This is a genomic window from Tautonia sp. JC769, assembly GCF_040717455.1.
Taxonomy (GTDB): domain Bacteria; phylum Planctomycetota; class Planctomycetia; order Isosphaerales; family Isosphaeraceae; genus Tautonia.
The window spans coordinates 17,812-33,058 of record NZ_JBFEFH010000023.1; the positions used below are offsets into that span (position 1 = coordinate 17,812).

Annotated in this window: 10 protein-coding genes; 6 read left to right on the top strand and 4 right to left on the bottom strand. The window is 68.5% G+C overall.

The genetic code is table 11. The annotated features are described in order from the left end of the window. Nucleotides 1–35 precede the first annotated feature (35 nt). Together AB1L88_RS19995 and AB1L88_RS20000 are read right to left on the bottom strand one after the other, a co-directional pair. The gene (locus AB1L88_RS19995) at nucleotides 36–986 is read right to left on the bottom strand and encodes a DoxX family protein (RefSeq protein WP_367098458.1); all 951 of its coding nucleotides are present in this window, start codon (nucleotides 984–986) and stop codon (nucleotides 36–38) included. 125 nt (nucleotides 987–1,111) lie between these two features. After that, nucleotides 1,112–2,215, bottom strand: coding sequence for an FAD:protein FMN transferase (locus AB1L88_RS20000; protein WP_367098459.1), 1,104 nt, complete (start codon nucleotides 2,213–2,215; stop codon nucleotides 1,112–1,114). 516 nt (nucleotides 2,216–2,731) lie between these two features. Here AB1L88_RS20000 and AB1L88_RS20005 point away from each other — a divergent pair. The 4 genes from AB1L88_RS20005 (at nucleotide 2,732) to AB1L88_RS20020 (ending at nucleotide 9,646) form a co-directional block, all read left to right on the top strand. Continuing rightward, the gene (locus AB1L88_RS20005; RefSeq protein ID WP_367098460.1) at nucleotides 2,732–4,279 is read left to right on the top strand and encodes a sodium:solute symporter; all 1,548 of its coding nucleotides are present in this window, start codon (nucleotides 2,732–2,734) and stop codon (nucleotides 4,277–4,279) included. A 63-nt stretch (nucleotides 4,280–4,342) separates the two neighbouring features. Next, nucleotides 4,343–6,670 carry an exo-beta-N-acetylmuramidase NamZ domain-containing protein gene (locus tag AB1L88_RS20010; protein WP_367098461.1) on the top strand — a complete coding sequence of 776 codons (2,328 nt, stop codon included), beginning with the start codon at nucleotides 4,343–4,345 and terminating at the stop codon, nucleotides 6,668–6,670. A 122-nt stretch (nucleotides 6,671–6,792) separates the two neighbouring features. Next, nucleotides 6,793–8,517, top strand: coding sequence for a M3 family oligoendopeptidase (locus AB1L88_RS20015; protein ID WP_367098462.1), 1,725 nt, complete (start codon nucleotides 6,793–6,795; stop codon nucleotides 8,515–8,517). A gap of 109 nt (nucleotides 8,518–8,626) precedes the next feature. Then, nucleotides 8,627–9,646 carry an HAF repeat-containing protein gene (locus AB1L88_RS20020; RefSeq protein ID WP_367098463.1) on the top strand — a complete coding sequence of 340 codons (1,020 nt, stop codon included), beginning with the start codon at nucleotides 8,627–8,629 and terminating at the stop codon, nucleotides 9,644–9,646. Nucleotides 9,647–9,730: 84 nt separating this feature from the next. Here the strand turns inward: AB1L88_RS20020 and AB1L88_RS20025 are convergent, their stop codons facing one another. Further along, a complete protein-coding gene (locus AB1L88_RS20025; RefSeq protein WP_367098464.1) occupies nucleotides 9,731–11,371 on the bottom strand; it encodes an alkaline phosphatase family protein in 1,641 nt (546 codons plus the stop codon). A gap of 25 nt (nucleotides 11,372–11,396) precedes the next feature. Next, complete coding sequence (locus AB1L88_RS20030; RefSeq protein WP_367098465.1) at nucleotides 11,397–12,113, bottom strand: class I SAM-dependent methyltransferase; 717 nt, start codon at nucleotides 12,111–12,113, stop codon at nucleotides 11,397–11,399. Between the two features lie 268 nt (nucleotides 12,114–12,381). On the opposite strand from AB1L88_RS20030, the gene AB1L88_RS20035 reads away from it, so the two are divergent. Continuing rightward, the gene (locus tag AB1L88_RS20035; protein ID WP_367098466.1) at nucleotides 12,382–12,963 is read left to right on the top strand and encodes a sigma-70 family RNA polymerase sigma factor; all 582 of its coding nucleotides are present in this window, start codon (nucleotides 12,382–12,384) and stop codon (nucleotides 12,961–12,963) included. Nucleotides 12,964–13,017: 54 nt separating this feature from the next. Next, nucleotides 13,018–15,228 carry a YfbK domain-containing protein gene (locus AB1L88_RS20040; RefSeq protein WP_367098467.1) on the top strand — a complete coding sequence of 737 codons (2,211 nt, stop codon included), beginning with the start codon at nucleotides 13,018–13,020 and terminating at the stop codon, nucleotides 15,226–15,228. The last annotated feature ends 19 nt before the right edge of the window (nucleotides 15,229–15,247 follow it).

Consider the following 15,247-nt stretch of genomic DNA (forward strand, 5'->3'; position numbering starts at 1 on the left):
ATCGGGCCGGGGCGACGGCCCGGAGAAGGTAAGGATTACGCGGTGGCTCGATGCTCGGCGGCCTCGGCGGCCGGGGCATTGCGGCGGTCGATCCAGCCGAACAGGAGGCGGTCGACGCCGAACCAGAGGCCGTTGGGGGTGGCCGCCAGGGCGAGCAGGGCGATCATCTCGATCAGGGTCTTGTTCACGATCAAATACGTCCCCTCGGCCCGAGGGTTCGGGGGCAAACCCGGGAGCGGGGGCATGCTGATGTAAAAGAGGAACAGCAATCCGGCGCCCCCGAGGGCGGCGACGGGCGTGAACATGCCCGCCATCAGCAGGAGTCCGAAGACGGCCAGGCCGTACATCGTGATCAGGTCGATCCGATCGAGCGACGAGGGAGGGGGGCCGAGTTCGCCGGCCGTCTCGCGCTGATCGGGCTCGGCCAGGGTGGCCCACGAGGAGCGCAGGTCGGCGGTCCACTGGTCGATCGGGGCCACGAGTTCCTTGCGGAGGGTCTCGACCTCGTACTGGAGGTCTTGCAGGCGGTCGCGCTGGAAGTCCATGGCCGGCGGCTGGCGGCGCCCCTGGCGGATCAGGTCGACCTTCTCCTTGTAGTCGGCGATCTGGTCGGCGTTCTCGTCGTCGGCGAACCAGGCGGCGGCGCGGTCCCTGGTCTGGGCCAGCTCGGCCTCGGCCTGGGTGAGCTGGTCGGGGGTGAACTGGTAGTGGGCCGAGGCCCGTCGCAGCTCCTCATCCCACCACTGGTCCAGGAGTTCGGGGTCGAGCCGGTCGAGGCTGTCGACGTCGGGGACGAGGTTGCGGAAGTTCTCGGCGAACGGCCCGGTGGCGTTTCGGAGGTAGGAGTCGGAGGAGAAGGGCTGGGCGGTGTCCTGGCTCCGGATCTTGTCGCGGCCCTCGTAGTAGAGATGCCAGCCGATCGCGATGCGGAGCAGCACCAGGAACAGGGCGCCGAAGAATCCAGGATAATACCAACGCGGGGCCATCGTGGGCGACCCTCCTTCAAGGCAGGGGAAACGAGACGCGGCTCCGTTCGAAGGGGCGAGGAGCGGCTCTCCCGGGGGGGGCTCCGGCAGGCGGCCGGGGGATCCCGGGATGCGATCCCGCCAGTTTACGGCGGGGCGGTCGCGCCTTCGAGGGACTCGGGGGAGAAATCGTGATCGGAGAGGTTGAACGTCACCGTCCGGGAGCGGCCATCTTCTCCCCGGAGGATGAACAGGGCGGCGATCTCGGGGCGATCGCGGAGGATCGGGGCCGAGCCGTCGGGGCCGAGGATCGAGAAGGCGGTGGACAGGGCATCGGCCTCGGCGGCGGTGGGCGCGAGGACGGTGACGCTGGCCGGGGCGTCGGCGTCGAGCGGCTCGCCGATCCGGGGGTCGAGGATGTGGCTGTAGAAGCGGCCATTGGCCTCGAACCACTGGATCGAGCCGCCGGAGGTCGAGAGCCCTCGGTTCCGCAGGTGCAGCGTGCCGACCGATCGGGACAGGTTGAACGGGTCGACCACGCGGATGTCCCAGCGTCCGCCGAGGCGGTCGGGGGGCGAGCCGAGGGCGTACAGGCTCGACTGGCCGCCGTGGACGAGGGCGGAGGTCGGGAACCAGGAATCGCGGATGAGCCGGGTGACGCGGTCGAGTGCGTAGCCTTTGCCGATCGCGCCGAAGTTCAGGACGACGCCGGGGCGGGCGAATTGGACGGTCGATTGCTCGGGGTCGAGCCGGACGAGGTGGCTGCCGGAGCGGTCTCGGGCGTCGGCCAGTTCGTCGGGCGAGGGGACCCGCTTCGGCCCCCGGATGAAGCCCCAGGCGAGGCTCAGGGCGCCCGAGGCGAGGTCGTACGCCCCGTCGGTCTGGCGGCCGATCTGGAGGGCGTGTTCGATGAGGGCGAACAGTTCGGGGGAGACGCAGACGGGCCCCTCGTGGGCCGAGGCGTTCAGGCGGCTGACCTCGGAGTCGTCCCGGTAGATGGTCAGCAGGAATTCGACGGCGTCGATCACGTCGAGGGCCGACTGGGCCAGCGCAGCGGCCCCGGGGGTCCGGACGGGGATGCGGACCTCGAAGAAGGAGCCCATGCCCGGCCGTCGGGCCAGGATCAATTCGCCGCCGTTGAGCCGTTCGAGCGCCGGGGACGGTGCCGGGACGTTCGGCTCGGACGCTCGGCCGGGGGAGCGGAACCGGAACAGATCGCGGCGGCTGACGCTCGATGGGGGAGGGAGCACTCCGGACCTCGTTTTCGCGGGGGTCGGCGACCGGCAACGGGCGGGCGGGAGGGGCCATCACGCCTGGCAAAGGCTCGGTGATGACCGACCTGCCAGCAGACATTCTGTGAACATCGGACCGTGAGGGCACCCTTCATTATAACCTCACGGCAGGGTCGGTAGGAAGATCCCCGGACGACAAAAGACGTGGCGGGCGATCAACGTAGGGCTCCGGGAGGCCGATTGGCGAGGGTTTTCGGGGATGGGGCGAGGGGCCTCCCGCAGAGTCGCAGAGACGCGACGAGGAGGGAGAGTGAGGAGTGCGGGGAGTTTCTCCGATGCCCTGTGATTGTTCCACTCTGCGGCTCTGCGGCGTTGCGAACGGTCCCCTGCCCTGCCTCGTCGGGGGGAATCGGCCGGGAGGCCGATCGGCGGGCGGGAGTGGTCAATCGGGGCCGGGGCGGGTACGCTGATTCGCTTGATTCACCTCGATTCGCAGAAGATACGAGCAGCCGCCGAAGGCCCGGTTCCTTGCCCATGAGCCCGATCGATCTCGGAATCATCGTCGTCTACATCGTTGGGGTGACCCTGTTCGGCTCGATCCTGGGGTCGAGGAGCAAGGGCCTGAAGGGGTACTTCCTGGGGGGGGGGCAGGTCCCCGCCTGGGCGGTGATGCTCTCGATCGTCGCGACCGAGACGAGCACGGCCACCTTCCTGAGCGTACCGAGCCTCTCGTATCGCGAGGGGGGCGATTTCACCTATCTGCAACTGGCCCTGGGTTACATCGTCGGCCGGGTCCTGGTGTCGGTGGTGTTGCTGCCGAGCTACTTCCGCGGGCAGATGTACACGGCCTATCAGGTGCTCAACGACCGGTTCGGGGGGGCGACCAAGACGGCGGCCTCGGTCCTCTTCCTCCTGTCGAGGACCCTGGGAGACGGCCTGCGGCTGTTCCTGGCGGCGCTGGTGCTGCGCAACCTCCTCTTGCTCAGCGGCGTGGTGGGGGACGGGCCGGGGGCGATCATGCCGATCGCCTGGGCCATGCCGGTCGCCATCGTCGTGATGGGCGTCTCCACCATCGTCTACACCTTCCTGGGCGGGATGACGGCGGTCGTCTGGACCGACGTGACCCAGTTCATCATCTACATGATCGGGGCGGTGGCGGCCCTGTTCCTGATGGTCGGCCGACTCGACGGCGGCTGGGCCGATCTCTGGGAGACCGGCGCCGCGCTCGACAAGTTCCGGATGTTCGACTTCACGTTCGACCTGACCCGGCCGTTCACCTTCTGGGCGGGGATGATCGGCGGGGTGGTCCTGAACACGGCGACCCACGGCGCCGACCAGATGATGGTGCAGCGCTACCTGTCGGCCCGGTCGCAGCGGCAGGCGGCGGTGGCCTTGATCTGCAGCGGGTTCGTGGTGATCGCCCAGTTCGCGCTGTTCCTGCTGATCGGCGTGGCGCTCTCGATCTTCTACGCGGAATATCCGCCCGAGCGACCGTTGCAGGTGGATAACGAGTTCGCCTCGTTCATCGTCAACTACCTGCCGACGGGCCTGGTGGGGCTGGTGGTGGCGGCGATCTTCTCGGCGGCCATGAGCACCCTGTCGAGTTCGTTGAACGCCTCGGCCTCGTCCACCGTCAACGACCTGATCCGGCCGATGACGCCGACGATGGGCGAGGAACGCCTGCTGCAAATCTCGAAGGTCATTACGGTGGTCTGGGGCCTGGCCCAGATGGGGATTGCCGGGGTCGCGGCGGCGAAGTTCCAGGACAGCCCGGTGGTCGAGGATGCGCTGGCGATCGCCTCGTTCGTGACGGGGATCATCCTCGGCGTCTTCCTGCTCGGCATCCTGACGACGACGGTGGACCAGCGATCGGCCCTGATCGGCCTGGTGGCGGGCCTGGTGGCCGTCTCGTATGCCCGGTTCGGTCCGGAATTGATCGAGCCGCTCTATCCGTTCGAGGGGGCACTGGCCTGGCCGTACTTCGCCCTCGTGGGATCGGGGACGACGTTCCTGGTCGGCGTCCTGGTGGCTCGGGTGGGCCGGAGGGGAGCGGCGGAGACCTCGGCATCGCCCTCGAGTTGACGCGGCGCCTTCCATCGCAGGCCAATCACACGGCGGATTTCTCTTTTCTCTCGTGGAGTGATCATGTTTTCCCATTGCGTCATGTTTGTGGTCGGTCTCGCGATCGGCCTGTCCGACCCGGCGAGGCTGCCGGAGGCCCCGGCGGAGTCGCTCGGATTCGATCCGGAAGCCCTGGCCGAGGTGAGCGCGGCCGTCTCGGAGGCCGTGGACGACGGGTCGGTGCCGGGGGCGGTAGTCCTGGTCGGGCGCCAGGGGCAGATTGCCCTGGTCGAGGCGGTGGGGCGGCGGGCCGTCGAGCCGGAGGCCCAGGAGATGACCCGGGACACGGTCTTCGATATGGCCTCCTTGACCAAGCCGGTCGCGACGGCGACGGCGGTGATGGTGCTCTGGGAGCGCGGCCAGATCGACCTCGACGAGCCGATCACCACCTACCTTCCCGAGCTGGCGAACCACGGCAAGGAGGCGATCACGGTCGAGATGCTCCTGCGGCACCGGGCCGGCTTGATCCCCGATAATGCCATCGGCGACTACCAGCACGGGGTCGAGGAGGCCTGGAGGCGGATCAACGAGATCGACCTGGTCGGCACGCCGGGCGAGCGGTTCCGCTACACGGATGTCGGGTTCCTGATCCTCGGCCGGTTGGTCGAGCGGGTCTCGGGCATGACGCTCGACGCATTCGTGCGCGAGAACGTGTTCGGGCCGCTGGGGATGGCCGATTCGACCTTCCTGCCGCTCGACAACGGGATCGAACTCGATCGGGTCGCCCCGACCGAGCGGGAAGGGGACGATTGGGTCCGAGGGGTGGTGCACGACCCCCGGTCGCGGGCCGTGGGGGGGGTGGCCGGCCATGCCGGGCTGTTCAGCACGGCGGATGACCTGGCGGTGTATGCTCAAACGCTGCTCAATGACGGTGAGGGGCCGAATGGCACTCGAATCCTGAGCCCGCCGACGGTTCGGGCGATGATCGACGCCGGAGACACGCCGGACGGGGAACGCCGAGGTTTGGGATGGGACCTGAACACCGGCTACAGCGTCCCGAAGGGGGAGCGGTTCGGCCCGGAGAGTTTCGGCCACACCGGATTCACGGGGACGAGCATCTGGATCGACCCGGACACCGAGGCGTTCGTCATCCTCCTGACCAGCCGGTTGCATCCGGGGGGGGACAAGCCCTCGCCGACGGCGCTCCGGCGGCGGATCGCGACGATCGTGGCCTCGGCGATCGTTGATGGGCCACCGGCCCCGAGTTCGGTCACGGAAGGGGAGGTCCTCTGCGGGATCGACGTGCTGGAGGCCGACGACTTCGCCCCGATCACGGGGAAGCGGATCGGCCTGATCACGAACCACACGGGTCGGACGCGGGACGGCCGGACGACGATCGACGTGCTGTTCGAGGCGGAGGGCATCGAGCTGGTCGCCCTGTTCAGCCCCGAGCACGGGATCCGCGGCCTGCTCGATACGAACATCGACGACAGCAAGGATGAACAAACCGGCTTGCCGGTCTACAGCCTGTATGGCGAGCGCCGCAAGCCGAGCCCCGAGCAACTGGAAGGGCTGGACGCCCTGGTGTTCGACATCGCGGACATCGGCACACGGTTTTACACGTACATCAGCACGATGGGCCTGGCGATGGAGGCGGCGGCCGAGGCGGAGATCCCGATCTTCGTGCTCGACCGGCCGAACCCGATCGGCGGGCAGGCCGTGCAGGGGCCGGTCCGGGACGACGACCTCGGCTCGTTCATCGCGTTCCACCGCCTGCCGGTCCGGCACGGCATGACGATCGGCGAACTCGCCTTGATGTTCAATCAGGAACGCGAGATCGGGGCCGAGCTGACGGTGGTGCAGTGCCGGGGGTGGCGGCGGTCGCTCTGGTTCGATCAGACCGGGTTGCTCTGGGTGAACCCCTCGCCGAACATGAGGAGCCTGACCGAGGCGCTGCTCTATCCGGGGGTGGGCCTGCTGGAGGCGACGAACCTGGCCACCGGCCGGGGCACCGACACGCCGTTCGAGCGCTTGGGTGCCCCCTGGATCGACCCGCAGCGCTGGGCGAAGGAACTGAACGCCGAGGGGCTGGACGGGGTGCGCTTCGTGCCGATCCGCTTCTCTCCGACCGAGCGGCAATATGCCGGGGAAGACTGCGGCGGCGTCTACATCCTCATCAAGGACTGGGAAACCATCGACCCGATCGAGGTGGGGATCGCCCTGGCGGTGACCCTGCGTCGGCTCTATCCGGATGACTGGAAGCCCGATGCGTTGAACCGCCTGATGACGAACCGGGCGGCGTATGATGCCATCGTCAATGGGGCGAGCGTCCGGGCCGTCGAGCGGACCTGGGCGCGTGAGCTTCGTGAATTCCTGGCCGTTCGCGAACACTTCTTGCGTTACGAAGACTAAAGGCCCCGCCGGTCGAGATCGTCCTCGCCCTCCCCGGAGCGTTCGAGTGCCGGGGAGGGCGACGACCGGCGAGTTTGGGTGACTGAAATGCTGCCCGGACCCCTGCCCCAGGTTGAGAACCGATGAGCACCGCGACCTATACCCCCGAAGCGTTTCCGCACCGATGGCTCCCGGCCGAAGTGGTGTTCACCTCCTGGGAGCAGATCGAGCCGTATTATCAGCGACTGCTCGACCGGGCCATCTCCTCGCCCGAAGAGCTGGAAGACTGGCTCAAGGACGTGGGAGAGCTGAACGCGGCGGTCTCGCAGGAAGGCTCGAAGCGCTACATCGCCATGACCTGCCAGACGGACGACCCGGAGCGCGAGGCGGCGCACCTGGCCTTCGTCCGCGAGATCGAGCCGAGGCTGAAGCCCTATCTGAATCAGTTGCGGAATCGGTATCTGGACTCGCCCCACCGCCCGGGATTGCCGTCGGAGCGGTATCACGTGTTCGATCGAGCACAGGAGAACCGAAGGCGGCTCTATCGAGACGCCAACATCCCCCGGGAAACCGAGCTGGCCGAGCTGGGGCAGACGTATCAAAAAACGATCGGATCAATGACGGTTTCCTTCCGGGGGGAGGAGAAGACCCTGGCGCAGATGGCCCCGTATCTGGAGGAGACCGACCGGGCGCTCCGCCAGGAAGTCTGGGAGCTGGTCTCCCGGCGGCGGCTGGAGGATCGGGAGACGCTCGATGCCCTCTTCGATCGGATGATGACCCTGCGGGAGGAGATCGCGCGGGAGGCCGAGTTCCCGGATTACGTCTCGTACGCGTATGCGAGCCGGGAACGGTTCGACTACGGACCGGAGCAGGCCGAGGCGTTCCAGACGGCGATCGAGCGCGAGGTGGTGCCCCTGGCACGGGCACTTCAAGAAAAGCGCCGGGCCGCGATGGGCCTGGACTCGCTCCGGCCGTGGGACCTGGCGGTCGATCCGAAGGGCCGAGCGCCCCTGAGGCCGTTCACCGACGCCGACCAGCTTGCGGAGGGGGCGGCCCGGATCTTCACCAAGGTCGATGAAGAACTGGGGGCGCAATTCTCGTTCATGCACAAGCAGGCGTTGCTCGACCTGGCCAACCGCAAGGGGAAGGCGCCCGGCGGTTATCAGGCGAATCTCGAAGATGATCGGCTCCCGTTCATCTTCATGAACGCGGTCGGGGTGGATGGCGACCTGCGGACGGTGCTCCACGAGGGCGGGCACGCCTTCCACACGCTCGCGGCGCGGGGCGAGCCGCTGGCCGAGTACCGCGACGCGCCGATCGAGTTCTGCGAGGTGGCGTCGATGAGCATGGAACTGCTCGGCGCCCCGGAGTTAACCGTCTTCTATTCCGAGGCGGATGCGAAGCGGTCGTATCGCGAGCTGCTGGAGGGGATCGTGCTGATCCTCCCCTGGATCGCCACGGTCGACGCCTTCCAGCACTGGATCTACCGCAACCCAGGCCACTCGCGGGACGATCGGCAGGCGGCCTGGAATCGGTTGATGGATCGGTTCGGGGGCGAGGTCGACTGGTCGGGCTACGAGGAGATCCGGTCGAGTTCGTGGCATCGGCAGTTGCATATTTTCCTCTATCCGTTCTATTACATCGAATACGGGATCGCGCAGCTCGGCGCGCTTCAGGTCTGGCGGCGTTCCCGGGCCGATCGCAAGGCGGCGGTCGCCGCGTATCGGTCGGCCCTGGCGCTGGGGGGGGCACGCCCCTTGCCCGATCTGTTCGCGGCCGCGGGGGCGACCTTCGAGTTCTCGTCGGCGACGATCGCCCCGCTGATGAAGGACATCGGCGAGGAACTGGCGCGGCTGGGAGACTCCTGAGGGATCACGCGGGGTCGGTGGGGCATGGACTTCGGTTCGATGGCCCCGGACCACGGCGTTCGACGGTGATTGACGGCTCGCTCGACGATCAACACGAAAGGGAAGTGACATGCGATCTTCCGTCCTGGCCGCGGCCCTGGCGCTGGGCGCGACGTGGTGCGTTCGGGCCGAGGAGCCATCCCCGCCGATCACCGTGGTGAGTCCGAAACCGCAGGGGATCATCGCCACGGGGATCAACTCGGGTGGAGATGTGATCGGGTTTGAGTGGATCGAGGAGGAGGAGCACCCGGGGGTGGTCGCTCAGGTTCCTTTTTTCGCCAGGGGAGACGCGATCACCTATCTCCCCCTGCTGGAAGGGTACACGGCGACCTTCCCGGCGGCCGTCAGCGACGGCGGCCTGGTGGTGGGCCGGGTGAGCAAGCCGATGACGCCGGGGGTCCGCACGCCGCTCCTGAACCAGGGGTTCGTCTGGGACGAGGGGCGGGGGATTCGAGGGCTGGGGGCGCTTGAGGGGGACTACTCGTCGTTCGCGACCGGCGTTTCGAGCGACGGGGGGCGGATCAGCGGGTTCTCGGTCGGCGAGAATCGGGTGCGGGCCTGCGTGTGGAATCTGGAGGGAGAAACGTGGATCGGGACCGCGCTCCCGCATGAGGACCAATTGGGATCGAACGTGGTCGCGATCAGCGACGACGGCAAGTCGGTGGCGGCGACCGACGGCGTCTTCGGCTGCCTCTGGACCGAGGACGAGGCCGGATCGTGGACGCGGACGGTCATCTCGGAATCGGGGGGATTGATCCCGAGGGCGGTCAACAATTCCGGGATGGTCGTCGGCCTGACCTCGGCGGGAGACGGCCTGCCGCACGCCGTCGTCTGGACCCGGGACGGCGGGTATGAACGCCTGGCCGAGCCGGAGGGATATCTCCGATCCGAAGCCAGTGATGTGAACAACCGCGGGGTCGTGGTGGGGATGATGGACGGCCCGGCGGGCTCGGACATCGGCCCCGACCCGTTCGTGTATGAGGACGGGGCCTTGCGGCGGATCGACGAGGGCGGGCCGATGTTCTCGTCGGCCTCCGCGATCAACGACCGGGGGCAGGTGGCGGGGATTCTGGAGTCGGACGACTTCTGAGCCATGAGGCGCACGACAGGGACCAGGGGCCTTGATACGCCCCTGGTCCCTAATTCGTTCAAGAAATCGGATGTGTGAACGTGCTCAGCCGAGATAGCCGAGGTCGATGAGCCGTTGTTCGACGATCGCCTCGTCTTCGGGATCGAAATCGAAGCCGGGGGCGTTGGCGTGGGGCGGCTTCACGGCACCCGATGCCGCGTCGGATCGGACGGTCCGGCCACCGAGGCCGGCGAACGGGACGCCCCGGATGTGCCCCGGGATCGGCTCGCCGAGCATCGCCAGGACCGAGGGGGCGACGTCGCGGAGGTCGGCGTCGATCGCCTGGTCGGTCGGCACGCCGGGGGCGGCGAGGGAGACGATCCCTTCGGGGCGATGGGTGCCGGGCAAGGAGGGGTCGGCGGCGACCCAGGAGCGGTCGTTCGTGAGCTTGGTGCGGACCCAGTAGTTCTGGTCGGGCAAGGCGAGGAGGTCGGGGTAGCCGAGCTCGCTCGGGTCGAGCCGGTAGTCGGCCCCGAGGTCGATGACCTTCGGGAAGAGCGGGTCGCCGGTCTCCGGGTGCCTGGCCTCGGCCAGGGCGGCCAGGGTCTGCTCGCGGACCTCGTCGATCTGCCGAGGCGTCGCGGGCAAAGGGCCCCCCGGGCGACCGTTGCGGGGGATGTAGACCATCGCCCCGCAGTCCTGATGGGGGGCGAAGGCCACCGTCCGCGACCAGTCGAACGGGTAGCTGGCGGCGATCGAGGCGTGGAAGGAGGCGCCTCGGGCGTTCGGGTCGCGCCGCTTGTCGCCCCAGAGGCGGAGGCGGTCGATGGCCTGGGTGGCCCGGCGCCGCAATCGTCCGGTCAGGCCGGGGAGGGTGATCAACCCGCGATCCACCAGGATCCGGTTGACGTGGATGCGGCCGAGGCAGGGACCGAAGCCGTGGTCGCTGACGCAGAGGATGGCCGCCCCTCGGCGGTCGGCCAGCTCGCAGAGCAGGCCGATGGCCCGGTCGAGGCCGCGGAGGACCTCGGCGGCGGCGGCGTTCCAGGCGGGCCGGTCGATCCCCGTCTCATCGACGTTCAAGAATTGCCAGGCGCGATGCTGGAAGGGGTCGAGGTTCTGGAACTGGACCATCAGGGCCGACCAGTCGGGGACCATCCGGTCGGCGAGCACGGCCCCCTCGGCGCGGCCGAGGAACCCCTCGGTGGTGTCGAGGGCGTTGGCCTTCAACTCATCGAGGGTCTCGGGGACGCGCTTCCACTGGTATTTGAGGCCGTAGCGCGGCACCTGCTGGCGGAGGGCCGCGGCGAAGTCGGCGGGGACCCCGGAGAGGGCTGCCTCCAGGTGGGGGGCGTCCATGCCGGAGACGATGACCCCGCGGACCTTCGGCGCGGGGTAGGTGCCGGGGAGGTTCAGGCTGATGACGCTCCGGCCGGCCCGGTCGAGCAGTTGCCAGAGGGTTGGCACGCGGAATCGCCCGGAGTGGTTGACCCGCATCATGTTGGATGAGGGGTCGAAGTAGCGGTGGTCGAAGATGCCGTGATCGGCCGGGTCGCAGCCGGTCTGCATCGTCGTCCAGGCGGCGGCGGTCATGGGGGGCTCGGACGATCGGAGCGTCCCGCGGGCCGATCGCGCGAGCAGGGCGTCGAGGTTCGGCATCACGCCGCGGCGGCGCATCGGGTCGAGCACGGACCAGGTCGCGCCGTCGAGCCCGAGGATCAGGACCCGGTCGATTGAGGAAGTCATCAGCGGTCGTCTCCTCTGGGTCGAATCAGGCTGCCCGGGCGACGGCGTCGGCCAGGGCGGCCGTCCCCTCGATCGCGAAGTGGACCGCGAATTCGTCCCGGAGGACCTGGCGCTCGGCCTTCGAGCGGTAGAGCATGGACAGGCGGCGGCGGACCCTGTCGAGCGGGGCGATGGCCGCTTCCCGGTCGAGCAGCCAGGCCTGGTAGCGGGAGACGAGGTTCTCGGCCCGCTCGACGGCGTCGGCCGGGGCCGGGTGCTTGATGCCGAGCGACATGACCGTGTGCGGCGTCTTCTTCGGCCCCTGCTGGCCGACGACCCGCAGCGCGTAGCATTCGAGCATTCGGCCGAGGCACGACGGGGTCATCCGCCAGTAGTCATCCGGGTAGCCGTGGATGCGGAAGTGGAACGGCGAGGTGAGGATGAACAGGCCGCCCGGCTTCAGGACGCGGTAGACCTCGTCGAAGGCCCGGCGCACCTCGAAGACGTGCTCGAAGGTCTCGAGGCAGATGATGGTGCCGGCCGATTCGTCGTTGAGCGTCATGGCGCTGACGTCCTCGACCCGATCGACCCCGGGGCCGGATCGCATGTCGCAGCCGAGGAAATCCTTGCCCGGGAAGAGGGTGCGGAGGTCGGCGAAGCCCTCCTGGCCCTCGACCTGATAGGCGCCGAACTCGACGATCGGCCCGGGGCAGTCGAACGTCTCGGAGACGAGCTGGCAGAACGCCTTGTTGTGGTCTCGCATGGGGGGCGATCCTCCCTGGGCCCTGTGTCGTGAACGCCTTCTTTGGAATCGACGTGCCCCGCGTCCTGCGGGGATCTCGGGCGGGATCATAGGGAGGACGGCCGAATCGGTCAATCGGAATGATGGGAGGCGAGGGCGAGGGGGGCTCCGGGGGTGTCCGTTTGTTCGCGATTCCGCAGATCGGGCTATTCGTTCTAAGATGGTCGGCCTGGCGGCGTTATTCTTGAGGGAGGGCGAACGGGCCGGCCCCCGAACCCCGGGAGACGTGATGGCTCGCGGTGACGCATCGACGACAATCGATCGGAATGCCTGGGTCCGGGCCGCGGTCGAGCGGTTCGAGGGGCCTTTGGCGCGCTATGCGTTCCGGATCGTCGGGGAGATGGAGTCGGCGCGGGACATCGTGCAGGAGACGTTCCTGAAGCTCTGCGTGCAGGACCGCGATCGGGTGGAGCCGCACCTGGCCGAATGGCTGTTCACGGTCTGCCGGAATCGGGCGCTCGATGTCCTCCGGAAGGAGAAGCGGGTGAGTCGATCTGCCGAGCCCGAGCTGTCGCTGAGCATCGTGCCGGCGACCGACCCCGACCCGAGCGAAGGCCAGGAGCGGCGCGACGAGCTGGAGCGCGTGCTCCGGGTGATGGCCAAGCTCCCCGAGACGCAGCAAGAGGTGATCCGATTGCGGTTCCAGGAAGGGTTTTCCTATCAGGAGATCAGCCGGATCACGGGTTTGAGCGTGAGCAACGTGGGGTATCTCTTGCATGTCGGCCTGAAGTCGCTCCGGGGGCGCTTGGGGGCGTCGCACGGCGAGGCGGGCCCCTCCCCTTCCCCCTCCGGCAGCAGCCGGCATGCCTGATTCGCGTCCGAATCGTCCCCGAGACCGCGGCCGGAACGGCCGGGAAACGTGCCGATGACCTTCGATCCTGATGACCCGAAACTGACCGCCTTCGCGCTGGGCGAGCTGGACGAGGCCGACCGGCGATCGGTCGAGTCGTTGCTGGCGAGCAGCCCCGAGGCGGCCCGGTTCGTGGCCGAGGTCCGGGAGACGGCGGCGCTGCTTTCCGACACGTTGCGCAAGGAGCCGATGCCGGGGTTGTCGATCGTCCAGCGGCTCGATCTGGACGCGAGGATTGGGGCGGTCGGCCCGCCCTCGACGTCACTCTCGTTGCCGGAGCCGACGACCTCGCGGCGGTTCCCGGTGCGTCGGGCGTTGGTCGCGGTCGCGGCCTCGGTCTTCCTGGCGATGAGCGGATTCGGGATCGGGGTCCTGGTGACTGCTCGCGAACTGTCGAACGCCGATCGGACAGTTGCCTTCACCCCGTCCGAGGCGCCGGGGGCCATCGGGGCGGCCGCCGAGCCGGATCGCAAGGACGCTCGCCTTGCTGCTCCTCGACCGGTCGAACCGTCGTCGGAGGCTCCTGAAACCGAGGCTGATGCCTCCATGGGGATGGAAGGGATGATGGCCAGGTCGAACGCCGTCGCCTCGGACGAGTCGAGCGAGATGCAGCCAGACCAACTCGGAATGGAGTCGGTTCTGCCGGAATCGCCGCAGGAGTTTGCCCGATCGCTCCCAAGCCGGGCCAAGGAGGCGGAGCCGCGATCGGAAGCCGGAGCGATGGCTCCCTCGTCGGTGGTTGCTCGGGAAGCCCCGCGCGACCAGGCCGAGGCGGCTGACGGGGTCGTTGCCGGTCGACTTGATAAGGACCAGCGAGGCGGCTTCCCCGGGTTGCGAGGAGGTGGTGCGGGGGTGGGACTCGGGGGACGGCAGACGACCGATCAGGCCGAGGAGGCTCCCGAGGCTCCTGCGCCCGAGCCGAGCATGATCCCCCCCCCTGCTCCGTTGTTCGACACCAGCCGGGAACGTCGAGGCGTGGATCGGGCCCTGGGCAATCCGGCGTCGGCCGTGGTGGGGACTCCGGGGATCGAGCGAAGCGAAGGAGCGAAGGCTTCGCAAGCCCTGGCCGTGCAACCGGGGAACGTGGTGGAGGTCCTGAACCTGCCCGACGGGACCCCGGCACAACGGTTTGCGCTGGGGGAACCGATCCGTGAGGTCCTGGTGGACCCGTCCGGGTCCCGATTGCTGGCCTCGACCGCCGATCGCTCGCTCGCGGTCTTCGACCTCCGGAGCGGCCTGCTGACCAATGAGTTCCAGGTCGATCGGGGGCCGGTGCCGGTGGCCCGGTTCGGCCAGGGAGGGGAGCTGATCCTCTCGAATCTCGAGGCCGGGGGTGATCGCGGCGGGGAGGATGCGGTCGGCTTCCTCTGGTTCCAGACGCAACTGGAGCCGGTGGCCGCGGTCCCGGTCGATCCGGGTCGCGTCTCGATCCCGGAGCTGGGCCGCCGGATCGAGCTTGAGGGAATACCGGTGGGACCGGAATTCTTGACCGGGAGCCTGGTGAATACGCCCGCCTATCCGTATGACCCGCCCGAGGCGGGGGAGCCGCTGGCCGTCGACGTGGGGATCGTGCCGTCGCCCTGGAGCGAGGGGAACCGCCTGGTCCGGCTGGCCCTGATCGCGGGCGAGGCGGCCCCGGACGACGCGGACGCGATGCCGCCGGTGGTCGTCGAGGAGGTGACGGCGGAGGTCGAATTCAACCCGGCCCGGGTGGCCCGATACCGGCCGATCGGCTTCGAAGCGCGGCCCCTGACGCTGGCCCGGATCGGCGAGGAGCCTCAGGTCTTGCGGGCCGGGGAGTCGAGCACGGTCCTCTTCGAAGTCGAGCCGAGGGAGTTGCCGGGTGGTCCGACCGACACCGGGCCTCGTCGAGCCGGGCGATACCAGCGAGCCCCGTCCGGGGTGGGGGATGACGAGCTGTTGACCGTCTCGGTGGCCTATCGGGAACCAGGAGAGGGAGAGCGACGGTCGGTCACCACGCACGTGGTCGATGCGCCGACGCCGATCGACGAGGCACCCGATGACGTCCGCCTGGCGATCGGCCTGGGCTGGATCGGCCTCCTGATTCAGGGGATGATCGACGGGGATCGGGCCACCCTCGATCGCATCGAAGCGCTGGTCGGATCGACGGATGAGGGGTTCCTGCCCGACGTTCACGCGGATCTGGAGAGGCTGCTCCCGCTCCTTGAGCGAAGGCTGGAGCAGGATCACGAAGCGATTCCCTGAGTCCTGTGAAGCCTGGGTA